20 protein-coding genes are annotated in these 24,932 nt (G+C 31.9%); 18 read left to right on the forward strand and 2 right to left on the reverse strand.

What is annotated here, in order from left to right; all coding sequences use genetic code 11:
* Positions 1-1,049 precede the first annotated feature (1,049 nt).
* Positions 1,050-1,412 carry a helix-turn-helix domain-containing protein gene (locus IGI58_RS15300; protein WP_429956337.1) on the reverse strand — a complete coding sequence of 121 codons (363 nt, stop codon included), beginning with the start codon at positions 1,410-1,412 and terminating at the stop codon, positions 1,050-1,052.
* Positions 1,413-1,582: 170 nt separating this feature from the next.
* On the opposite strand from IGI58_RS15300, the gene IGI58_RS15305 reads away from it, so the two are divergent.
* The 15 genes from IGI58_RS15305 to IGI58_RS15375 all read left to right on the forward strand — a co-directional run bounded on the left by IGI58_RS15305 (position 1,583) and on the right by IGI58_RS15375 (position 21,751).
* Complete coding sequence (locus tag IGI58_RS15305; protein ID WP_429952720.1) at positions 1,583-2,344, forward strand: LysM peptidoglycan-binding domain-containing protein; 762 nt, start codon at positions 1,583-1,585, stop codon at positions 2,342-2,344.
* Positions 2,345-2,414: 70 nt separating this feature from the next.
* Positions 2,415-3,653 (forward strand): hypothetical protein, encoded by a 1,239-nt coding sequence (locus tag IGI58_RS15310; protein ID WP_429952719.1) that lies wholly within the window; start codon positions 2,415-2,417, stop codon positions 3,651-3,653.
* Between the two features lie 168 nt (positions 3,654-3,821).
* Complete coding sequence (locus tag IGI58_RS15315) at positions 3,822-4,076, forward strand: hypothetical protein (protein WP_429952718.1); 255 nt, start codon at positions 3,822-3,824, stop codon at positions 4,074-4,076.
* 492 nt (positions 4,077-4,568) lie between these two features.
* Positions 4,569-5,246 (forward strand): hypothetical protein, encoded by a 678-nt coding sequence (locus IGI58_RS15320; RefSeq protein WP_429952716.1) that lies wholly within the window; start codon positions 4,569-4,571, stop codon positions 5,244-5,246.
* Positions 5,246-7,189, forward strand: a complete 1,944-nt coding sequence (locus IGI58_RS15325; RefSeq protein WP_429952715.1) for an FtsK/SpoIIIE domain-containing protein — start codon at positions 5,246-5,248, stop codon at positions 7,187-7,189. Before IGI58_RS15320 ends, IGI58_RS15325 begins: the two co-directional genes overlap by 1 nt.
* 121 nt (positions 7,190-7,310) lie before the next feature.
* The gene (locus IGI58_RS15330; RefSeq protein WP_429952714.1) at positions 7,311-7,895 is read left to right on the forward strand and encodes a recombinase family protein; all 585 of its coding nucleotides are present in this window, start codon (positions 7,311-7,313) and stop codon (positions 7,893-7,895) included.
* A 165-nt stretch (positions 7,896-8,060) separates the two neighbouring features.
* A complete protein-coding gene (locus IGI58_RS15335) occupies positions 8,061-12,803 on the forward strand; it encodes an ATP-binding protein (protein ID WP_429952712.1) in 4,743 nt (1,580 codons plus the stop codon).
* 512 nt (positions 12,804-13,315) lie between these two features.
* Positions 13,316-13,975 carry a hypothetical protein gene (locus tag IGI58_RS15340; RefSeq protein WP_154775349.1) on the forward strand — a complete coding sequence of 220 codons (660 nt, stop codon included), beginning with the start codon at positions 13,316-13,318 and terminating at the stop codon, positions 13,973-13,975.
* Entirely contained in the window at positions 13,960-14,679 is a 720-nt protein-coding gene (locus tag IGI58_RS15345; protein WP_154775350.1) for a helix-turn-helix domain-containing protein, read from the forward strand. The genes IGI58_RS15340 and IGI58_RS15345 overlap by 16 nt, the downstream gene beginning before the upstream one ends.
* A gap of 41 nt (positions 14,680-14,720) precedes the next feature.
* Entirely contained in the window at positions 14,721-18,224 is a 3,504-nt protein-coding gene (locus IGI58_RS15350) for a hypothetical protein (protein WP_154775351.1), read from the forward strand.
* A gap of 64 nt (positions 18,225-18,288) precedes the next feature.
* Positions 18,289-18,963 (forward strand): DUF6037 family protein, encoded by a 675-nt coding sequence (locus IGI58_RS15355; protein ID WP_154775352.1) that lies wholly within the window; start codon positions 18,289-18,291, stop codon positions 18,961-18,963.
* A gap of 431 nt (positions 18,964-19,394) precedes the next feature.
* Positions 19,395-19,685, forward strand: a complete 291-nt coding sequence (locus IGI58_RS15360; RefSeq protein WP_429952710.1) for a TIGR04197 family type VII secretion effector — start codon at positions 19,395-19,397, stop codon at positions 19,683-19,685.
* On the forward strand, positions 19,682-20,068 hold the full coding sequence (locus IGI58_RS15365; RefSeq protein ID WP_429952709.1) for a hypothetical protein: 387 nt from the start codon (positions 19,682-19,684) through the stop codon (positions 20,066-20,068). Before IGI58_RS15360 ends, IGI58_RS15365 begins: the two co-directional genes overlap by 4 nt.
* On the forward strand, positions 20,058-21,359 hold the full coding sequence (locus tag IGI58_RS15370) for a hypothetical protein (protein WP_429952708.1): 1,302 nt from the start codon (positions 20,058-20,060) through the stop codon (positions 21,357-21,359). Before IGI58_RS15365 ends, IGI58_RS15370 begins: the two co-directional genes overlap by 11 nt.
* Positions 21,360-21,379: 20 nt before the next feature.
* The gene (locus IGI58_RS15375; RefSeq protein ID WP_429952707.1) at positions 21,380-21,751 is read left to right on the forward strand and encodes a hypothetical protein; all 372 of its coding nucleotides are present in this window, start codon (positions 21,380-21,382) and stop codon (positions 21,749-21,751) included.
* A 225-nt stretch (positions 21,752-21,976) separates the two neighbouring features.
* Here IGI58_RS15375 and IGI58_RS15380 read toward each other — a convergent pair whose 3' ends face one another.
* On the reverse strand, positions 21,977-22,183 hold the full coding sequence (locus tag IGI58_RS15380; protein WP_429952706.1) for a hypothetical protein: 207 nt from the start codon (positions 22,181-22,183) through the stop codon (positions 21,977-21,979).
* 864 nt (positions 22,184-23,047) lie between these two features.
* On the opposite strand from IGI58_RS15380, the gene IGI58_RS15385 reads away from it, so the two are divergent.
* The 3 genes from IGI58_RS15385 to IGI58_RS15395 are packed head-to-tail and all read left to right on the forward strand — an operon-like array spanning position 23,048 to position 24,924.
* Positions 23,048-23,326, forward strand: coding sequence for a TIGR04197 family type VII secretion effector (locus IGI58_RS15385; protein WP_429952704.1), 279 nt, complete (start codon positions 23,048-23,050; stop codon positions 23,324-23,326).
* 4 nt (positions 23,327-23,330) lie between these two features.
* Positions 23,331-23,693, forward strand: a complete 363-nt coding sequence (locus IGI58_RS15390; protein ID WP_429952703.1) for a DUF3958 family protein — start codon at positions 23,331-23,333, stop codon at positions 23,691-23,693.
* Positions 23,683-24,924: a hypothetical protein gene (locus tag IGI58_RS15395; RefSeq protein WP_429952702.1), complete on the forward strand. Its 1,242-nt coding sequence runs from the start codon at positions 23,683-23,685 to the stop codon at positions 24,922-24,924. Before IGI58_RS15390 ends, IGI58_RS15395 begins: the two co-directional genes overlap by 11 nt.
* Positions 24,925-24,932: the final 8 nt, after the last annotated feature.

Genomic DNA, 24,932 nt, shown 5'->3' on the forward strand with positions numbered 1-24,932 from the left:
AGATATGGGCAAAATGAGAGAAAGTTTGAAGGAATTAGGTAACCAGAAAAGATGGATGATTAAGCTATATTTAAGATTAATAGTTAATAAATAGAAATAACGGGCTGTATATAGTATTTTAATGCGGTAAGATAATAGTATAAGTAGAAATTGAATGTGCTTTTCAATAGTTTTTAATCTCAGTAAAAGATTGAAAAGCACTTATGAAAGTGCTAAATAGGATGTAATCCTTAAAGCAAAACTTTGCTGGTTTCACCGGTAAAAGTGGTTGTATGTAAGGTGGTTGCTCGCTCCCCACTGACATTAAAAATAGCGTTTAGTTGCATACACACCGGGAATAATTTCTGGAAGAGGGAAAATTTCAGATAAAACAATAATAACCTATCCAAGCATATGGGTGTTGTCTTCCATATGTGGGATTCTATAGAGAATTGAGCATTCTATTGATATTGACCTAAGTAAATTTATAAGGTAAACAGCTCAAAATTTCCAAGTAAAAGAAAAGTGTTCGTTAAAAGAAGCGGACAACGAAGAGGACGGCGGATTCCAGAAATGGATAGTGGTTATAGTTGGAAAGACCATTGTGTAGTCGTTGATGAGCGTATACTCATCGGGGGAGGCAACTGGCAATTGATCTCAGATTATGAGGGCCTAATAGTAATTAGACCTTGATAAATTGAGATTAGTAGCGAGTTCAATTTACCTAAGTCTAACTTCAAGTTGGGAAGGACCTGTAAATTTTAGTGCAGGGGAATCTTTAGAATTGGAGGGGGGACAAGAGGGGGGTGGATTGTTCTCGATTAAGTAGTATCTAATAGTATATGTGTAATAGTACCAACAGTAAACTACTAGCAAATATAAAGCAGGAGCAAGTAAAGAGAATAGAAAGTACTAGAGAATGAACAGAGAACGTACAAAGAATACACAGGGAACAAACAGGATGTTAGGGATGATAAAAATAGTTTGAATAGAAGTAATAACAACTTTTTAGGTAAAGTAAAAAAGAACAACTTCTTTTTAATAAAAGATGAGGTTCTTTCAAAATAAAACTATTTAATATCTATTAGGGATTGAATGATTTTTATATATTCGTTTCGGTGTGGATGAAGATTCAGTTGTTTAAACAAGTCGACCATTTCAGTATCACTTTCATTAACCAATGCTTGTTCATTTTCAAATTCTTTAAAGAAAACTGAATAGCTTATATTTAAACCTTTTAGTAATGAACAGAAGGTTACCAATGATATTTTTACAGAGCCACGTTCGATTTGAACTATAGTATTTCGACTAATACTGGCTTTCTCTGCAAGTTTTTCTTGAGTAAGACCTTGCTTTTTCCGTAGGTAAATAATGTGTTTTATGATTCGTTCAGCTTCTATTGTAGCAAAAGTTTTGATTTGCTCTTCATTCATCATTCTCGCCTACTTTCATTCGTTTATATCACAAATTTTAGATGAAGATTGCTTATCTAACCATGCTTTAGAATGTGCAAAAAAAATTAATGTTTAGTTTGGTGTGGAAAAATACTATTATGTGCGATATAATGTTTTTGTAAGTTATCATGCAAGGAGGAGAATGTAAAATGAAAAAGAGATTATTTCTTAGTTTAACAAGTGTCGCGTTATTTGGAGTCTTAGTAATAGGAACGGGAATAGAAACAGAGGCGACAACTAATTGGAGTCCAAATAGCCCAGATATGATACAAATTAAAGATGGAGAGAAGTCGTATACATTAGTTTTAGGAGATACACTGTGGGCGATTTCACAGAGGACTAATTTAACAGTTCAAACTTTGGCTGAAGTAAACAGTATTGATCTTTCTAAAGGTGAACAATATTTTTTACCAGTTGGGCGAGTTATTTATTTTGAAGGTGATGTAGTTACAGTTAAAGATAATCAGGGAAATGTTATTAATGAAACTACTATAACTGATGAGAATAAAGTGAATCCAAATCAGGGTGTTGGTGAAACAGTGAACCCTTCTGTAACAGAGCCAACTACAGGTACAGAAACACCGCCAACAAGCGGAGGCGAAGTAGTAGCTCCAGAAGTGCCAACAAACCCGATAGCTCCGGTTGAGCCAACAGACCCAGCAAAACCTGTCGATCCGGTAGACCCAGTTGACCCTACTGATCCAGAAGAACCAGAAGTGCCAGAAGGTCCGTATGTAGGAGCTCAAATTCCCGGTGTGGCAAATGGTATCATAGGAACATATACAGATGATACAGCGTTAATGGATGCGATGGATGATTACAAATTGGCGAATGACCTACATGGTAGTGATTGGGATTATCTAATTTTGAGCAATGGTTATGGTTGGTATGCAGTTTGGGTAAACCAGTAAGAATATAGAATCAGAGAGGTTTAGGGGAAACTCTAAGCCTTATTTTTAACTAAAAAGGAGCTACAAGTGGATGTTTAAAAAGAGAGATACAATTAACATAAATAATAAACAATCTAACCAAAAAAGACAATTTATTATATTGGCAATACTGATGGTTTTTGTAAGTATATTCTTTTTTAAAACTATGTATGATAAACGTGTGGAAGCCCAGAAAATTCAACAAGAAGAGAAAATTGCAAAATGGGTTAAAAAAGCATATGAAGACGGCTATTTAACTGAAGAAGCTACTCAAGTACTTTCAGATGTTCAAGAATATATAAAAGAGAATAGTTTAGGGAATGAAGGTTTCATTTTTAAAACAGGATTTAATGAACTTGAGGAGGAGTTAATGCTAAAAGATACACTCAATGATCTTTTTGAGGTACCAGTAATTGTTGCAGGTGAATTGAAAAAAGATGTAGTTTTAAAAGATTTTAATATGGATAAAGAAGTTATGGCAAGCATCGAAAGTGAGTTGTATAAATATAGTAAAGAAGAAAAATATAATAAGAAAATCTATGAACAGTTCACTCAAACAGCAAAAATTGTTGAAGAGCAAGAGGATTTAGGAGAATATGTAGCTAAAGAAAGTATAAAAAAGAATAAGGAGAGTGAAGAGCTGCGTTCTTATTTAAAATCATCTAATCAGTTAAATTGGGAGCAATTTAGTTTGACTTCTCCAACAATTGTTGGAAAATATAAGTTGACTAGATCAGGTAAAATTTCTAACATGAATTTTTCTTTAGAAGATTTGGAAACTTTAACTGCGATTGGTAAAATGAGTGACGAATTCGTTGTAGATATCTCTACAAATAAATCAAGTATAGAGTTAACTGCTGATGGGAAGCAAATTACTTATTATGATTTTTATTCAACTAATTTGGATATTATAAAAACAACGATTGAGACTGCTAATTACTTGTTTCGTGATAATGATACTTTGATTGTTGGGACTTCAAATCAGTCAGAAGACTATTCTTTTTATGCTAAGTTGTATAAAGGGAGAATGCCTGGTGGAGGAAGTGGCCTCCTCCAAAAGTATTTTTTAGAGAATAATCAAGAGAAACAATATATTAATATCTATGATTATCCAAAGGTCGAAGAGACTGATTCGTATATGCTACTAGACTTAACTAAAGACTATTTGGGACGAATTGATGAGTTGAGAAAAGAATATGGAAATCAAGTAATGTATATTGATAGAGAAGTACTTTATCAAATTGCATATTATGAGGATAGTGTTTCCGTTTATGTATATACCAAAATATAATGTTAATGCTGAACATCTAGCATTAGAAGATGTTGTGTTATTTGAGTTTAAATGAATTTCAGGCAGAACTTGTAAATTAAGTTCTGTTTTTTTTGTTTTGGGCGCAGACAATTGATTTTTAGCGCGTTAAACTTATGGATATAAATATAAAATAGGAGTGAGATGTTTATGGATATTACAGATGTTTTATCATTAAAAGAACTAAGAGCTATTGATATGATTGTAGAAATGAGCCCGGAACAAATAATAATTGATTATCTTGGTGCTTCTTGCATTGAAATAACACTTTCAGAGATTATGACTTTGACCATTCATTTTAGGTCAAGTGAAGAGTGTCAAATTGTTGATGCCTACTTAAGTGAAGTGCTTTTTGAGTACGCATTCGAATACGAGTTATGGGAAGACAGTTATAATGCAATCTGAATATAGATTGTTATCAAGTTCAATTTATTTTGATCTAGGTATTATTAAAAGGTTGGTTGAAAATCGTCCGCTTACTCTATTCATTACTGGTTTGACAGTGGATATACAATTACAAGAAGTCGACATATATACGATCAACAGTGAGGATGAAGATACCTTAGAGTTTGTTTTGTTGCTTTTAAAAAATTTTTTTAAGGTAGAAGAAATCATAGTATAAAATATTTGGTTAGATTTGGATGTTTAGTTTAAGAAGCTAATAATCCAAATCTTTTTTATTAAATAACGAAGATTCTGCGAAGATAGCTGTAATTGGATGGTGAACCCGATATGATTAATTGGAGGTAAATATTCGATTTATTTTCTATTAATTAAAGATTTATTTCTGATGAATTTACCTTATCTTGTAAAAAAAGACTGTAAAACAGGCGATTCTGTGGGAAGTGATTGTCTTTTTACTCATTTGTTTAGAATCAAAATGAAAGGGTGTGAAAAATGCTACAGCGAATAAATTTAAAAAGAACTGAACTTTTTGAGTTGTTATCTATCTGTGCATTGACTACCAAGCAAATAAACTTCTTTCTTTATTCCAAAAAAGAGGCACAACATTTTAAGAAATATCCGTTGATCCAAAGAGAGAAAATGCAACCAATAACTGCTGGAAGACCTACATATTTTATGTATGTTGCTCCAAATAAACTGTCTATTTCTAGTATTAAGAGAGGGGAGCTATTAGAGAAATTTGTTTTATATGGGAGAACCCAATTTTGGTTATTTGCTGATTTTAAAACGTTATCTGAAAGTACCATATCCGTAACAATTTTTGATAGGCAGCAGTGTAAACAGTATACAAACGTCCATTTACATTTGGTAATCAATGCTCAGTTTAAAGTAAAATCCCTTTTCTTGGGTAAGAAAAATATCTTTTTAAGCGAAGATGGGACTATTGGAAAACGTGTTGATTTACAAAATCAAGATATCTATTTTTCAATGGAAAATAGTGAATTGAAGGAAGTTAAGAAAGAAAAAAATGAGAATTTTTCTGGGTCTAAAAGTCTATTGAAATCAGCTTTATTTAAAGGTTTAGAGTATTACTTCATAGCTAGTGAAGGTGATTTTGTTGAGGAACTAAGTTTAAAATTTAGACCTAAAAAAAATAAGGGGGAAAAATAATGAATAAAAATAGGGAAGAAAAAAGGAAGAGGTCAGTAAAACGTTGGAAATATATAAAAAAGGAGATAATTCCTAAAATACGAATTTTTATTAGATTTGTAGGTATATTTTTAGGAGGGGGAATTTATCGATTGAAGTATCAAAAAAGAACACAACAAAACTTTTGGTCATTCTTTCTAACAGCATTATTTATAATATCAATTACTTTAAAAATTGTGGCGATGTGGTTCCCAATTTTCAGTGTAAAAGTTATTTTTTGGTTCTGTTGGTTCACAGCAACATACCTTGTGATCATTATCTGGTATGAGTTGACAATAGCTTTGATTAATAAATCACTACAATCAATTAGAAAAGAACAAGATGTAGGCACAAAAGAGGTGTATTACGATCTCCCGTTAAGACTAGATAAGACTTGGGAAGCGATAGAAAAGATTTTGGGTGTAACAATTGACTTCTATCATACAGAGTATGATAGAGCACGAAGTATTTTGAAGATAAAAATACTAGATGTACAAAAGATAACTACAACTATTTCACAAGGATGTTCATCAGATGAATTGTTTAAAATGCTATATCTCTTACCCGCCCATAATTCACTTAGGAAAAATGTTTATGTTAGTGTTGAAGGATACTTGCATCAATATATTCCAGCACTACTATCTGCTGACTCAAGGCTAATGGAGGAATATGTAATGAATGATCCTGTACTGTTAAAAAAGATTAAGAATATTGTTCCAGAAAAAAATCCCGAATTTCAAGCAGAACAAATAATTCAAGCTAGTATTTTACCTTTATCAGCTCAGAAAAAAGCACAGCAATTCTTAGACCAAGTGTATAGAAATAGAAAAATGTGGAAATTTAGTGTGAGTAATGTTTCGGGGCAAGAGAAATTCCTTCAATTAAATTGCCGACTTATAGAAAATCAGACGGTTCAAAACATTGAAAAATTGAAGCCAGATATTGAAGCTCTATTTAGGTGTCGAGTGATTATTAAAGAACATGCCGACAGAGGTATTTTTACTTTAGTAGTTTTATTAAATGAAGAGCTATCTTCTTATGAAATGAGTATTGATGCACTGAATAAGTATAATGCAGTTGGGGAGTTTTTTATTGGGGAAAGTTTAATGGGATCACTGTCTGCTAAATGGAATTTTCAAACGAATTTCTTTTGGGTAGCAGGGATGAGTGGAGCAGGGAAAAGTGTTCAAATTAAGAATATTTTAGCTCAGTTAGCTCAAATTTCGCAATACGATTTGGGTTTTGACTATACAACTATGTTTTTGACGTCTAGTTCTAAAATTGCTGATTTTATAGAATTTGAGAAAGCAGGAGCTTTTATTGCTTCTGGAATTAACTCTCAGTTGAAGGTCTTTGAATACGTCTTAAAAGAGCTTGAAAGACGTGAAAGGTTGTTTTATGAGCTTCAAGTTGAAAACATTAAAGAATATAACGAGAAGCATTTGCATGCTCCACTAAAACAAATAGTTTTATTAGCGGACGAATATGAAAATACTCGAAATGGGTTAGATAAAAAGCAAAGTGATTATGCAGAAAGATTGCTTTTGAACATTTTAAATATAGGGAGATCTTCTGGTTGTGTGGTAATTATTGGTACACAAAGTGCTTTAAAAGGAGCCGTTGGAATTGTTGCAGATAAGTTGACGGTTAAGTTTAGTGGCTATAATGAAAGTAACGTTCTTAGAAAATTTTCACCTGCAATTGCTTCTTACTACCAGACACTAAAAAAAGAGCCGCAAGGAGTTTTTTTCTATAATTCACTTAATTTGAGGCCGGAACAAGAAGTTTTAACTTACGATATGTCTTATGCTTTGATACAAACACCGTATGTTTTAGGAATCAATCAAGAAAATTTGCCTAAACTTTTAGGTAGAGAAATGAAGGAGGAAATTTTTAAATCCATTTCAGTGGAAGATGATTTATAAATTTTTTAGTTGGTCAGAAACATAATAGTTTTTGACCAACTATTTGTTTGTTGATGTGTCAATCTTGATAGATGGTCATTAACTTAGGTCAGAAAATAATTAAGATAAGAGGGGATATTCTATGATTTATGGATATGCGAGAGTAAGTACGAAAGCTCAGTCATTAGGGGAGCAGTTGGAACAATTGAAACAAGCTGGTGTGAGTAAAGAAAATGTGTATAAAGAAAAATTTACAGGAACAAAAATAAATCGACCGGAATTTACCAAGTTATTATCAATTCTAGAGGATAACGATACAGTTGTAGTGACTAAATTGGATCGTTTTGCAAGGAATACTAAAGAAGCGTTAGAAGTAATTGAACCGCTGTTAGAACGAAATATAACAATTAAGGTTCTTAATCTCGGTACCATTGAAAACACAACTATTGGTCGGATGATAATGCGTACAATTTTATCAGTAGCTGAAATGGAGCGTGACATGATCGTAGAGCGCACACAGGAGGGGAAAGCATTTGCTAAGAGAAATAATCCAAACTTCCGAGAAGGACGCCCTAAAGCCAAAATAACAGATGATAAGTTGCATGCCTATGAATTGTTGAAATCTGGATTGAGTTACAAAGAAGTTTCTAAAAGAACAAGGCTGAGTGTGAGCACGATACAGAGGGTAAAGAGGAATATTGAATTTCCAATGAAAAATGAAAGATAATTCTTTTGATTTTGTTCATTTTGAATTGAATATATGCCAAATGCTTTATTGCTGATATAATGGATAATAAATAAACTTCTAAATTCTGATAGCATAAATAGAAAAATCTAGAGAATTTTAGGACATATAACAATTTTAATTATGATAATCTGGGAGGCGGAAAAAGTGTATCATAATGTTGAAGTGGACTGGAAAACTTTTGAATATATACATTCTGGACGAACTCAGTATACATTTGAATACTTAGCATATATTTTATTTTGTCATGAATTCAATCAAAGTATTGGAATGTTTCGGTACTTTAATCAAGCTGGTATTGAAACAGACCCAATTGATCTTGATAATGAAGTGATTGGATTTCAAGCAAAATACTACGATGCTTCCACAAAGATATCGGACCGAGTATCTGAGCTTAAAGATATGGTGGATAAAGCAAAGAAAAAAAATCCAGCATTAACTAAAATACTTATATATGTAAACAAAGAACTATCAGAAAGCAGTAGCAAAGATAGAAAAATTCCTAAGTATCAGGAAGAGATTGAAAAATACGCCAAAATGAATGATGTATGTATAGAGTGGAGAGTTCCAAGTCATATAGAACGGATACTTTTTTCATCTAGAATTCCAGAATATATAAGAGATTTCTTTTTTAATCCTCAAAAAGGAATTAGGCAGTTCATTGAACAAAATAAGTCACATTCCGAGTCTTTAATTGAGACAATAGATAATTCAATTGAATATGAAAATCAAAAGTTGGAAATTGAATATTCTAAGTCTTTTTTTTCAGAATTTTTGGGTTCAGATCAAAAACATTTATTAATATACGGTGAGTCTGGCACAGGTAAATCTGGACTTATTAAATCATTTTACACAGAGAATAATGATGATATTCCAATTTTTATTTACAAAGCAACTGATTTTGGTTTTAATACACTTTCTGAATTTAGTAGACAGTTTGGTGAGTGTAATTTAGATGATTTTTTTAGTGCATTTGACAATAGTAAAAATAAAGTAATTGTAATAGATTCGGCTGAAAAGAGGTTCAGCCTGCCTAACGAAGTTTTAGGATTGTTTTTGAATAAGGCAGTGAAACATAGTTGGCAAGTCATCCATACAATTAGGCGATCTTACAAAGATAGCTATGTTAGCTATGTTTTAAATGATAGTAGCTATTTAGAAGAACAATTAGAATTAATCTCAGTTCAAAAAATGAAAGATTTTTTAGAAATTTGTAACATTTCGTGTCCCGAAAATGAAAAAATGCAAAATCTACTGTGTAATCTATTCTATTTATTTATATATATACGTACTTATCATGAAAATAACGATTCCTTTAAGACTAGAAATTTGTTTTTCAAACACATTTGGGACACTAGAATTAAAGGAATTCCATGTGATACAGAAATTAATTCAGTTGCTCGTGAGAAAACAATTTTTGCCATGTTTGAAAGAATTTTAGAAACGGGCTCTTCATATTATACAAGTAATGCTCCTCAAGAAATGCAGGTACTCCAAAATATAAAAAATGATGGTGTTATTGATTATGATGACGTTTACAGAGGATATTATTTCGCGCATGATATTTATGAAGAGTTAGTTGCTAGATATTTGATTACATCGTTGTATGATACGACAGGAAGTGAAGTTGAGTTCCATGGTTCACTTCATCTTAGTATGATTATGCGTAAACATTATAGATTGTGGTTGTATGATAGATTGTATGAAACGGAAGATAACGAATTTTCAGAGTTTATTGTCAAATCAATTACAAATAAGACAATTAACAAAATATGGAGAGATGAAATTTTAATTACCTTAATGGAATTTGAAAAAAACAATCAAACGCTTGATCTATTAGAAGAATTGTTTAATGAAGATGGGGAATTACTTGTGCGATCTATTTTTTTATTGAAAACTGCATGTAAGATGATAGATTATAACTCTGCTTCCTCAATTTTAACTCAAGAAGAGATAGATTCAAGAGTTACTCTTCTGTATCGATATACTAAGCCCTCTGGAGCTGGATGGAAGTATCTAATTAAATATGTATACTTACATTTATCGGAAATAAACTGGGATGAAGGGTTGGTACCGCTGGTTTATGAAATGGTTTCAAGTTGGATTAAAAACGTTAAACGAGGTGTGACAACAAAGTATGCTGGAATGATAGCGCTATATCTTTATGATTTGTTAGAAGAATCTGATTTTAAATATCCGATTGACAGAGATTTGAAAGGAAAAATAAGTGAAACCATCCTAGAGGCTTCGGCAGAGCTAAAAGAAAAATTATTATTAATTTTTAATTCAATACTTGAAGAAAAAGATTTAGATAATAATCATAAATATAATGACTTAGTTGAAGTTCTTTTAGGAAATGTTGTGAATAGCTATATACCTTGTTTAGTTATGCCTGATATGGTTATAAAAATTTGTGAAGCTTTTTGGAAAAAGAATGAAACTAATGAACCTGACGGCTCTTTCAGATACACGTCTTACGATAGAGATAGTATTGAAAATGATTTTGGATTAAAGTCTAGCACAAACTATGATTATTATCCAACAAGTGCTTTCTGGACACCTACATTTATGTTACTCCAGCATGTTTCTGATGTAGGTATTCCTTTTGTTTTGAATTTTGTAAATGAAATCACAGAGAATTACGAAATTTCTAAAAGCAATCAAGAATACACGGAAACTTACCAAGTTGTTTTGAAACTGCAGGATGGTACAGAGGTTGTTCAAATCTGCAGTAATCGCTTATGGATGGCACATAGAGGACTTTCATCAGGGCCTAACCTGTTAGACTGTATTTTGATGGCATTAGAAAGATGGCTTTTATATACTATACCTTCTGTAGATGAAAATAAGGCTAATAAGCTATGTGAATACCTTTTACGAAATTCGAAATCTGTTGCAATAACTTCTGTAATAAATAGTGTTGTTCTATCATTTCCAGAAAAATTGTTTCCTACAGCGTGTAGTTTAATATCTTTAGGTGAAGTTGTTTTTTCGTTGGATAATAGTCGATTAATAAATGAGAGTATGACTAACATGGCTAGAGGAGTACTAGGAACAAGCTATCAATATGATCAAGAAAGAATTAAATCAAATGCTTTACCTTTTCGAAAAAAGAGCATAGAAAAGATAATAGTGGACTATCAAATGTCATCAGGAAATCTTGATGAAAAGCAATTTATAAAAAGAAGAGAGCAGATTTATAGTTGTCTTGATTCGTTAAGCAAGGACGTAGATCTTGATAATACAACATTACGTTATGCATTAAACCGAATAGATTTAAGACGTTTGAAAGTTAGTGATGAACCAGAACAAATCATAGAGGGGAAAAAATATGTTGTTTTAAAAGCTGATGAGGCGGAAGATTTAAGATTATTACGCGAAAAACAACAAAAGGAGACAGATGAGAGATACGAATTTTTAAGTGTTTCTCTTTGGGCTAGAGCGAAGTTTAAGGGGACAAAAGATGCTGAAAAGTACAAAGAATATGAGACTCAACCAGTAAAAGCAATTGATGAAATGAAAAGAATGCTAGAAAAAGTAAAGCAAGGGTATTCTTATGATTTTACGATAGCTAGTGCTCCTGCCTATATATCTGCAGTATCATTAAAGTTTTTTGAAAACCAACTTTCAGTCGAAGAAAAAGAGTACTGTATAAAATTTTTAGAAGAAAATTTATCTTTACTGACTAATACAAATCACGTAAACAATATCTCGAATGGTGTTATTGCAATTGTCGATAGTTTGCCATATTTGATTAAAAATACTATTGATTATAGAAAAAAACTTGATTACAGTATTGCTTTTTTTACTGCACTACTAGTAGACAATTCTAGAGAGAGAGATTTTTATAAGGTTTTTTCTAGAAAGATGTGGTGCGAGAATCCTGTTGAAGCAAAGCTGATTTTTAAGATGATTGTATCGTTTAAAAAGGAATTCACTGATTGGATTAAATTAGAAGGGCTTAGTACTAAATCAGTTGAAAAATTTGTTAAAAAAAGAAAAAAATATCTTCGAAAAATTTTCAAAGGAACGGAAGAAATAGATGAGACTGAGTATTCTTTATTAGATTACAATGATTTAATGGAGATTACGATGCTATTAGATATTACCAGTGAATCACACTGGGGGATACTAAAAAGTTTTGGTCCTACAGTATGGAAAATAGTGTTTGAGGAGGATCATTTAAGAAATAGAAATTATGATTTAGAAGTTCAATATATAGTTTGGTTGGCAAAATACACATACCACACAACAGACAAGATACGAATGGAACTAATGGAGATGTTAGGCCCTTGTTTGACCATTTGCAGAGACTTTGAAAGCTATTTATCTTGGATAATAAGTGAGCATGATAAATTAAAAGATAATCGGGTTTTTTGGACTATCTGGAATAATTTATACGGAACTATAGTTAGACTGGTCAATCCATACAAAGAACTAGTATTAAAAAGTTCCAATTCCTATGATTTTGATGGAGTGATTGCTACCTATTGTTTTGCTTGGAATTATTGGGGTGAAAAACAAAAAGAATGGGTAGGATTTAAAATACAACATTTGAACTTCTTTGATAAGGTAATAAAGGATATAGGTTTTTTACCAGTGACTTTAGAATCCATAGCAAGATTTATTGGTAGTATTGGTTATTCATTTACTAAAGAAGGTGTATCATGGGTAGCTACATTAATTTCAGAAAATGACTATTTGGTTCATGCTCAATTACATTCTAATACTATATACTATTTAGAGGAGATGATTCTTAGAGTTTCTAAAGAGAATTTGAATGATGTAAAAAAGGATTCCATTTTAAGAGGGAAAATTTTAATAATAGTGAATTTCTTAATATCGAGAGGTTCTACAATAGGTTTTCTTGTGAGAGAAGAATTTTTTTAGTGATTGTTTTGTCGAATATTCTAGTTTTTAAGTATTATGAAAACTATAGATCTTGTTCCCGTGCATTAAAAACCATGAATTATATCATGCAAACAAGAATTTTAACAGGTATTCTAAATGGTTTGGAGTCAACATATAATCGATTAACCAATGCTCAGAGACCTTTTTGAGAATAATATAAAAGCTAATCTTATTGTTTCAAGCAAAAATTAGTATTCAATTTTCAGGGATTTAGAAGTTGTTTTACTGGGATATTTAATTCTTATTTGACTATTTTTTCTGATAAGATAATCGAAATTTAAGTTTTATGTATGTTTTTCATCGAGAGTATAATTATATGAAGACAGGTAAGTTAGTTATAAAGCTTTCCTGTTTTTTTATAATTAGATTATTTGCAACATCTAAATTAATGAAAAAGAACTAATTAAAGTATTTTTAGCTGATTTAGTTACTTCATAAGCTTTATTTATCTTGGTAAGATATATGTACAAAATAAAAAAGGGGGAAATCATATGCTTCTTAATAAGCAACTAGAGATTGAGAGGAAAAATAGAGGCATTTCTAAAAAAAGATTAGTACAAATTATAGAGCAAGGAACAGGACTTACTTTTCAGGTAGATACTATTCGACGTTGGGAATCAGGAATTTCAACCATTGATCCAAGAGGGTTAGCATTCTTAAGTGTACTATATGGCATCACAATGGAAGATTTAGTTTCTGAGGATGTAGAGCCAGTTATTGATAATAAAGAAAAATACTACAAATTTGGGAAAGAAATAAGCGAATATTGCTTGGTAGAAAACATTACAGAATTTACTATGAGATATGAAGTTGTTGATAGTAGAGATTGGATTGTGACACCAAAATATGATTTGATTATGCGTTGTTATGAAGATTATTTAAAACGTGAGCAAGCTGATTATTTTGCTTGCAAAGCTGCATACGAGGTGTGTAGAGATTGGATGGTTAATATAAAGGAACTGGACTATATTGATGACAGATTATATAACCGAATATATGATGATAGTGCAGGATATTTGGGAATTAGAGAAAAAAGAGACCCTATAGACTATTTAAATTTATTAGAGGAGTTAGAAGCGGTTGTAGATGATATTTCTGGTTATTTAGAATTATTTGAGACTGGAGGGTTTGATAAATGGGAGTATATTTAAAAATAAAAGAAGAAAGAAAAAAGAAGCAAATGACACAAGAACAATTGGCTGAAAAAGTTGGGGTTTCAATAAAGACAATAGCTAATTGGGAAAATGATGCTGCTATGCCTACCTTAGAAAACTGTAAGAAATTAAGATCAGTCTTTGAGATTACGCTAGATTATCTCTTAGAAGATAGTTTTGAACTACAGAATATGTACGATGAGTATGTCAAATTAGGAGAAAAAGTTCTTGAATTAGTCGATGAAGAATATCCTTTAGATTTTATTCAAAATTATTATATCTGTGCTAGAGAGCCTAGCTTGGTAATACCTAAAAAAGTAGCAGATAGTTTTATTAAGAATATAGGGCAGAAAATAAATAATACCGATTACTTTGATAGAGGAAAAATAAAAGTGATACATCAAGAAATGAAGGAGTTTTTATACTTTTGGTATAAATACAATAAAGGAAAGCATTTGCTTTCAAAGAATTTGAAAGTGAAGACTTTATTTATGAATAGTGTTTCTTTTACCAGTGAAGAAGTAATAGATCAGCTAAAAAATCCAGAGGCTCAAACAAAACCCATTTTGTTACTACGAAATCTGATGATAAATAGACTAATAAAAGAATGTAACCTCCTTCAGTACAATATTGATGAGGAAATAGAAGAGGAATTAGATTATAGTGGGGAAATTATGTGGCCCGTAACTGCTTACAAATAGAATGAAAACTATAAAAAGATTATTTTATAAAGGAGATTCATATGGACAATTCAAAACTAAAATCTTATTTTAAAAAATTTGATTCAATATCTTTAGCTAAATCGATCTATACAATAACATCATGGATTTCGAATAGAAAATATATTGGTATGGTAGATAAAATGAATAAAACCTTTATAGAAATTGAAGATGAAGCTGGAACTATTGAAATATCAACTTATGAAGACTTTAAAAAAATGTTTCAAGATCTAACTCCTTACTTGAAAAATTCTTATGGTTATCCTGAAGGATTCACTAGTGATACAGGAGAAGTAAGATTTTATTCGGATGGTAGTTTTAAAAAAATTTTTATTGGTAACGGATCTGAAGATATTTATGAAGCATGTTTTTTTATAGAGAGTATAGTGCAAGATGATGAATATTTAAAGACAATATGGAAAGAAATTTTGTTATATGAAGATTTCATTCTTTCTAAATTATACTTAGGAGAATTTTCTCGTTCTACAGAATTTGAATGTCCCCCAAAAGAGTATTTTGAGAACGTATTCGATATTTATGAATCTTTAATGAATCCCAAGTTAAAATTATTCTTTCAAGATTTTAAGAGTTCCAATAGTGAATTATATGATTTTTTTACAAAGAAGAATGGCTATCCAATTTTTTTACCGGTAATAAAAGAAAGCTTTTTAGAAAAAATCGAACAACTTTTACCGTTAGAACACTTAAAAGATTCAGCTTGGCGTGCAGTAATTAATCAGGTGAGAGATAATTTTTTACCGATATCTTCCAGAGAAATACAAGCTGTTTTTTCAGTAATGCTTATTGAAAAAAAGACAAATTTAGAAACTGTAATTGAAAATTCCTTTGTGATTTGGGATACAAGTCATGTTGTCATTTTTGTACCAGATGATTTAAATGAAAAATTACTAGATTCACTAAAACTTGGAATTAGAGATGAAAACTATACTCTTGCAGGATTTTCTGCTAACGGAGATTTAATAAAAGTAAGTTTTGAATCAGAGATGAGGATGATTGTCCAGAAAGTGGAAGATGTTGATATCTCACCCAATATATCCAAAATGATGATGTTTTCTAAAACGGATGAAGCTTATATTGATATGAGAGGGCTAATGGGTATAATTAATTTTGCATCTGACATAAACGAAATCGTTGAATTTATAAAATTTTCAAATGATAAAGCAAGTGCAGAAAAAATTATGAATGCTTCAGGAATAACATCTTATTTTCAGATATGGCAGGATATGAATAAAGTAATTATTGAAGGATCATTAGACGCTATGATTGTAGTGCCACCGTATCAATCTGTCGAAAAAACTATAGAATTTTTTAGTAGCGATATGAAGTACTATCCTTATGATGCTGGACTTGAATTTTCAAAAATTCATCATTGGAATTTTTTGACTGAAGCAAAATCAGATTTATCATTAAATGCTAAAGGTGGAACAGGATCAGCTGATATTTTTATAGCAAAGGATAAATCAATAGTATATCAAGAACTTTACTTTATTATAGAAGATATGGATGAGAAAACCGTCGAAACAATAACGTCTTTCCATGAAATTATTATAAATGAACTAGATGAAAATAAAGAATTGATTCTTTCCTTATATAGGAAAAATATATTAGAGATTAATCTGGTATCAGAAAGAGTCTTGAAGAAAAATGCGACAAAGTTAACAATTATAGAATCTAAATATTGTGAAAAGCTTATTATAAATTCAGATGATGACACCCAAATATTGTTAGTAAAACCAGATTGGGAAAAAATTGTAGATGATAACATTATTTCAAAAGAGAAATCTTTTGAAAATGAGTTAATATTAAGTTTTTTAAAGGGCGGAAATTTTAGTGATGAAAAGCTTTTAGAAAAAGAGATTAAAAAAAGTAATACTGAGCAGAGAACATCATCGATTAGTCAAATAGAAATTCCTTATTTTATTGATCCTCACTTAAATTTTGATTCACCGAAGATATCCGCTTTTAAAAATGTTAGGAAAATAATGTCTAAAATAATAGAAAAAATGGAGTTGGAGACTAAAGAGTACGAAGAGGCTGAAATTTTAGGAGTTGTAAGACGCTTTAGAAATGAGATTCGTAATGATTTAATAAAAAAAATTGAAATTTTTGATAAAATCGATTTGCATAAAAAACTGTTAAATGTATATTCTACAATACTCTTCCAAATTAATATTCATCAGGAAAGAATTAATGAGTTTCAGGTGATTGATTACTTGCGTGAAGATTCGTTAAATGAATTTAGAGAGCAGGCAATTAAATTAAGAGAGGAATCAAAAACGTATAGGCAAGTTCTTGAGTACTTAATGGAAGAGAATTTGATTTGTGACAGAATAAACACAGCTCGAATTATCACCAATCAAGACTTGGACGAATTAATTGCATATTCGAAATGGATACTAGATTTTCAAACAATGTCTGATTCCGTAAGTTATGGAGCAAGTGGATGGAATAAATTAGAAATTAGAGAAGACCATGTACTTGAAATCAAAGAAACTGATAAATATGTGAGAGATGCAGAATTATTAAAAAAATTGAGATATGTCTATGGCGATTATTCATATAGAGATCATGAAATGGATAAACAAATGCTTGATTTAGTTGATAATGCATTTCAAATAGAAACCCAAATATCTTTTAAAGCTTTATTTACGACATTAACATTACTTTACTCTAATTCATATGTGGCTGATATTGCACAGGAAGAAGAAGTTAAAGTTACTAATAATATTGTTGAAACACCAATTAATATTATTGCCAATCTTTTTCTATTCGAAACAGAATTGCCTATAGAAGAATTCTTTAAGGTACTCAATTTTATAACAATAAATGTCGATCAAATTTCTGATAATAATGGCGTAATTCCAGTATGGGAAAAGAAAAAAAGGAAAAATAAGTTATCAGCTCAACCAGTATTACTTATTGAAAACAATTTAATTTTTTCTCCGATTTCTTTATATGAATTAAAAAAAAGTTGGTTCCAAGGAATGATGAGTTTCATATTACCTTACAATGTAGGCTTAGAAAAGACAACAAAGGCCATTGATGAGTGGAAAGAGTATTATGAACATAAAATAGTAATGGATTTAGCTACATTATTTGAAGAAGCCATTTATGATGTTTACCCTGATAAAGAGTTATATAAATTAGATCCAAAAGGAAATCATCCACGTGATCTTGGGGACTATGATCTTATTGTAATAAATAAAGAAAAGAAAGAAATCCTTCTATTTGAAGTTAAATATATGCGTTTAAGCCAGACAATGAAGGATTCGCTTGGTGATCAAGGAAAGTATTTTTTAAATAGAAAAGCTAAGGCAAAGAAATTTGTGAGAAGAGTAAATTATTTTCAAGAACATGTTAATCGAATAATGAGTAATTTAGGTTTTGAGGAAAATTTCGTAGTTAAGAAATATTTTTTATCTAATAAAAATATCCGCTCTTTCTTTAAAGAGTATCCATTTGAAGTAATTGGTTTTAAAGAGTTTGAGCAGACTTATTTCAATTAAGATAAGAAACTAAAAGAATCTAGTATTGGATAATTAACAAATTGAGAGATTGGAGTTGATTTTTATGGTTTGGGAAAACTTAAAAAAGCATATTTCTGAAATGAAATCGAGTGAAAGGACTTTCAGTGGATTTGAATTTAGATATAAGAAATTTGATTGTATTGGTATTCTTAGTATTGTCGAAAGCGATTTGGAGACAAGTAAATATGGAATTGCAAAGATTTACGTATATAAAAATCAGGATTTGGATAATTGTTTAGTTGTTTATCCGAGTTGGACAGACATGAGTATTTATCCGAATATTACAGCATTTTATAATTTTTTTGAGATTGAAACTTCCTATAATGGGGATCATTTCAAGGAATTAAAAGCAAATTTCATGTCGGATACAGATTCATTTATTCCTCCAAATTTTCAACCTAATTTAGCACCTGCTATTGAACGAGCATCTATACACACATTGATTTCGAATGATCCTACTGATCCAAATAAAAGATATTGTATTGGTCTAAAATTGAACGGGAATAAAAAAAATGGGAATCGGAAAAAAAGATCAGACTATAACGATGAAAAATCACGACATTTAAAAAAGAGGTTGTATGCTATTGTTGGGAAACATAAAGAAATTAGTTTTAACTATTCTAAAAATGTTGAAGAGGAAAAAGATGACTGGGAGATATTACGTCGCTTTGTAGAGAATAACTCAGAATATGGATTTCTCAATTATCAGAAGAAATAGAATTGTTAGTCGGTTTAAAATGCATGCCCATGCTATTTGATTTAACTCCGTTGTTAACTACGATTGAACTTTCTTTGTCTAATTATTAGTGATTAAGAGTAACGATTTACTCATTAGTGATTCGTATATTTACTAACTTTTTCCAACTCTTTCTAATGAAATCTCTATTGGAAGGGTCTGTTGGCTAACTCTCTAATATGTGCTAGGAATACTGTTAAATCAGTATTTCTAGCCTTTTTAATTTAGGTGAATCATTAAAAGTTCTTTATTTTCACTCATTTAATATTTTATGTGTATGACTATTTATAATTTCTTTATGGTTATATATAAGTATTCATTTATAGTTCCTTTTTAATCCTTTTTCCATATTTATAGTTTGTCTATTATATGATAAACTAAATTAGACAATATGCTAAATAAGGAGGAACAAAATGACTGTTAATAGTAATTCAAGTATTGCTGGTGGTATTTCGGCTTCTTTTAGTCAGTCTGCTAGTGCATTAAATAGTATAAGTGTTTCTGTATCTGCTTCTAACACCAATGTTTCAGGCAATGCTCCAGCTGTACAATCTATTAATAACTATCAACAAGGATTAGCAGCATTATCTACTAGTGTTGTTTCTGCGGGCGATAATATTCATTCCGTTGCGAAAGAGTTTGAACGAATCGATCAAACTATTGCTCAATTGACAAAATTTAATTTTCCAGGAGGTTTGTCATGAGTGAAATTCAAAAACAACAAGAATTTGATCAAAAAAATTATCAGTTCAGGATTCGTTTAGAACAACTTCAAGAGGATCAGTTAGCAATTAGGAAAGAGCAGCGCTACATAGAAGAGCAACAAGAAGAATTTTTTCAGCTAGAACAACAAGAACAGGCTGCTTATGATTTTGTCTTAGGAAACTGTGAAGCAGAGGAGCGAGCTTTCTTTGAAGAAAGAGGAGATGAAAGTCTTCATCTCGCTAAAAAAGCTCAACGAGAATTTAATGAACAACTTCTTCAACTAAAAAAAGATGAACGTACATTGTTTGATCAAGAAGAAAATCTAAAGGCAGAACTACAAGCTTTTTGGAAGAAGCCAGAGGCAAAAGAAAATGGGGCTTAAATTTTACGTGAGTGAAGCACAGGCACGATCAATACAAGCTTCTCAATTGACCAATCAAGCAAATCAGGCTATTACATCATTACAAGCAAGCATTCAATTGTTTTTATCTGCACCACTTTCTAGTAAGGCCTACGATTCAGCGAAAAGTTATTTTATAATCGCTTATACACCGTTATGTCAATCTGCTATAATGACAGGTGAGGCATTGGAAAGTGCACATAAAAAGTTTCTTAGTGAATATCAAGGAACAGTTAGTGGGATTGATACGGATGAGGACCTGATTTTAGAAGAAATCAATCAATTTGAGCAGTTGAAACAGCGTTTAGACTACCAAATGAGTACCGCAAAAACCGCGCGACCAGATTTAGAGCGTAGATATATCAATGCTTGTGAAAGTATTGATAAGCGTCGAGAGAAATTAGAAAAGTTTCATGCATATGATGGTCAATCAGCTGGTTTCTTTTCAGATTATGAAGCGAGTCAACAAGAATTTAACACAGGTTTAGCACAAGTGGCAAATTCTAAAGCATGGAATCCAGCTACAGGTACTTTTGATATGAAGCGTTTAGACATGACATGGGCAAAACCAATCCATACACGTTGGAAGCAACGTGAAAAAATGAAACAAGAAGCAAAAATGAAAGAAGTCAATCAAGCGATCGGTAATTTAGATGGTTATACAATCATTTGTAGTGATTTAGGGAATAGTAAAAAATGGTATTTGATGAAGAATGGAAAGCCGCTACCAATAAAAGACCATCCACGATTATACGAGCAACTATATAAATGTAAGGACTATTTGAAGCCTGAACAGTATAACGTTGAGGACGTTATTGTAATGAAAAACGAAATGCCATTTGCGCCCGGTATTGGAATATTAGGAAATTTAGGCAAAGCAGGTAGGGGATTTAACGTAATCCGAAAAGGAACTCAAGCTTTAAAGGTAGGGCAATCAATTTCAGATTTAATCAATAATGCGCCTTCAATTTCCTATAGTGATGCTAGTGCTGAGGATGTAGAGATTGAAATACCCAAGGATGTACAAAGGAAGATAAAAAAGCTATCTCCAGAACAGAAGAAAGCATTAGATAAAGCATTGGATAAGCTTTCAAAAGGAGACAAAACAGGACTGCATGATCATGCTCTTTCAGGAAATAGGAAGGGTGAAAGAGCTTTTGATATCAAAGGAAAAGGTACAGGGAATAACAGAGGTGGTATCCGAGGGATATATGAAAACGGTGGTAAAGGTAAAATCAAACTGAAAGATGTATTTAAAGGGCATAAATATTAAGGTAAAGGGAGTTTTAAATTTTGGAAACTAGAATAAAACATGTATTATTAGAAGTATTTTATGAAGATGGTCTAGATATAGAGAAGTTATTCCAGGAAGGAGCAACTTTTGATGATTTTAAAGAAAAAGATATAAGATTTACTTATGCAGACTATGAATTATGTTATGCTGGAAAAACGGGAATTGTTCAAACTCTAGATGATTTTGTTGGATTTGGTGGAGAAATGGATATCGATTTTGATGATGAGAATTATGAAACTCATAATAAGAAATTAAAAGAAGAGTGGGAGAGAATATCTAGAAAAAAAATTAAAGAAGCTTATGATGAATATATGGGGTTCAAAAAGAATTATATGATAAAAAATGACATTAAAGATGATATGATAGATTAATTTTTTGAAGAAAGATTAGAATAGTTAGAGCTGTTTTTATTTTAGTAATAGCGTATGTTTAACTAGTAAAATATTACTAATTTCTTCTAAATGAAATAGCTCATAAAAAAAGTATATACTCTTCACTTTCTTAAATAGAAAAGAGTATATACTTTTTTATTGAACTTAAATCTTCCCTCTCTGCATCATCCTCGCTACAATCTCCTCACTCTCCTTCAAAACTCCCTAAAAATCCCAAGAAAACACCTGATACAACTGCTGACAAGAATAATACCGCATCCGCATATCCTTCTTATTCCTCGTAACCTTCCCATCAAAAAACTCATTCAAATAAACCAACGACTTCTGCCAAGACCGAAGCTTGATCAACTCACTCCGCACATCCAAAATATCCTGATAAGGTACTGCTTTCAAATTCTGTTCTTTACTCATCATTACACATCCATTCCTTTTTTGTAAAACCAACAGGAAAATAAAAAACGATTAGACCTATCTGTGCCTCATCGTGTGCAATAGTTCGTCAAAGAGCGCATGAAATCGCCAGAAAAATGAAAGAATCCACTAATACCCCTAGTCAAATCAATCAAAATTAAGTACAATAAAATATGCGAGTACTTAGGTACGCGCTATCGGCAACTCGATTATGCAGTTCCTGCTGCCTATTCGGGGCCTTGCAACGTGATGCCAGTCAGGTTGTAAGGTGCCGTTTTTTATTTTTCTATTTTTAACTCTATACATTATAACTTTAGAAAAAATCAACCATAGAAAAGAAACAAAAAAGGCATTGGCGCAATGTCCAATACCTGAATAAGTCAATAGTACCTTAAAGAAACCTAGCAATCTTTTAAAGTTTTCGCTCAAAAAGAGACATGACAAAAAAGCTAGTGATTCATTTACTATTGGCATACTTGTGCGGACAGTTCCTGCTGTTTTCAAGACCATTTCCGTTCGGTGCCAGCCAAACAAAAAGGTGCCAAGGATTAAATTGTCATAAAGTTGAGTGAGGTTCTGAATCAGGACTTACTCAGCTTTTTTATTTCCATTCTATACACTAAGTATAAATAAATCGACAGAGAGAATCAAGGCGAACAAGCAATAAAATCCACTTTTATTCGAGAAGTTCAACAGGCGAAAAGATGGAATAAATGCTACTGAGTCAGTTAAAAAGTACTATATAAACGAAATGATTATCAAAAATAATCATCTATCGCGAAATTTCTGAAAAAAAGCTAGACAACTCTTATGGTAATCTATAATTAGCATAATGACAATTTATTGAGAAAGTGGGTTGATTTGATGGAACCAATTAGTAGCAATAGTGCAGTTGCAGGAGAACTCGCAAGAGGGATTTTTTCTGCGATGGACGACCTGAACAGTCAGCAATCTATCGTTACAGATGAGCAATCAACGATTTCTGGAAATACGGCAGCCAAAAATGCAATAAAAGAGTTACAGTCTATGGTACAGACGATCAGCGCAGCCGTTGCAACAGATGCCAATAATATAAAGAGCGTGGCAACGGAATTTGATGAAGCGGATGCAACGATTCGTAAAATGATGCGTGGGTTAAGGTGAATGTATGAACGAAAAACAGTTAAGATGGGATGATCTATTAGTAGAGGAACGGAAAATCGAACATGAGCTAGACGAAATGATCCAAGTCCAACGGGATACACAAAGGATCGAAGAGAATTACCAAGAACTTTTCTTTCAAGGAAATCAGCTGATGGATCGTTTGGATCATTTTATTGGAGAAGATAGGGATGAAATAAAAGAGCTGCAGTGGCAAAGTAAGCAGAAGCAGCAAGGAATTTTGTATCATTTAGAGGATCAAAAAGAGCAATTACATAAAGAACAGAGAAAAATAGAAGATCGTCAAGATGAGCTATATTACGAAAAAAAGAGAGTTTTAGCAGGCAAGGAGGACAGCGATGAGTATTGATATGTACTTAGGTTCTTCTAAAGCACAAGGAAGCAGTGCCAGCGCGTTAAGCCAAAGCTATCAGGCCGGATTTCAGGTATTACAAGCGGCTGTTGGTCAGTTTACTCAAGATACCCTGTTGAGAAGCCAAGCCTACGATTCAGGCAAATCTTATTTTCAAGGTGTCTATATTCCGCTGATCCAAGGAGCGATCCTTGTAGCAGAAGCAACGGGAAAAGCAGTCGAAAAACTACCCAATGACTATGTATCACAAGTAGATAGCTGCGATTTGAGATCCTCTGAACTGGAAGCTGAGATCCAGCGATATGAAACACAGATCCAAGGAATGCAAAATCAAATGGATCAAATAAAACAATTACTGCCAGTTTCTAGCGAACGTGTGCAGCATCTCAGAGAAGCAAGCGGACTAATCTCAGATTATACAAGTGCAAAACGCAAGCTGGAAAAACAGTTACAAAAACTCCTCGCTTTCCATGCCTTTTCTTCTACACTTTTTACAGAAGTCACAAGCTTACAAACTGCCGTCAATCAAGGGTTAGCCCAAGTTTCAGGAGGCAAAGGCTTTGATCCAAAGACCGGCACATTTTCTCCAAAGAACTTGAAAGATACCCGTTGGATGATTACAATAGGAAATGCATGGGATAAACGCCAGAAAGAAATAGCTGAGATCAATCGAAAAGCGAGAGTAGAAAGAGAAATGGCTGCATTGCAAGAAGCAGCGAAAATAGCTGGTGCTGATATAGCCATGAACTCTTTCATGATGAATGTTGGTCTAATGAACATGGGGCCATCTATTTATGGAAATTTGAAAGATTACGGCTCGCAGAAGGCGTTGACAGCGTCGTTGAGACCGACTGGAACGATGAGCAGAAGTAATATGAAAGTTAGTGGAGGTGAATTGCCTCAAAAATACCAACAGATTATCAAGAAAAATTCTTCAGACTATAATTATAGCCGTAGTGTACTTGAAAAAGCTAAGCTGGATCCTCATTATCATGATTTTCCTAAGAATTTAGATAATGAAATTTTGTCAAATCCAGTTTTGACTAGGCCGGATGGGAGAATTGAACACCTAGCAAAAGGTACTATAAATGGAGAGAAAGGAATATATCATATTACGCTGAAAGGAGATAAGATCATACATCGTACCTTTATCCCAGAGAGCGGTTGGGCAAGGTTTGCAAAAGTAAATGGTTTACCAGAATATGTGAATATCCCTTCATTAAAATAAAGGAGAAG

It is taken from the genome of Enterococcus sp. AZ020, assembly GCF_050499205.1.
Classification (GTDB): domain Bacteria; phylum Bacillota; class Bacilli; order Lactobacillales; family Enterococcaceae; genus Enterococcus_L; species Enterococcus_L dunnyi.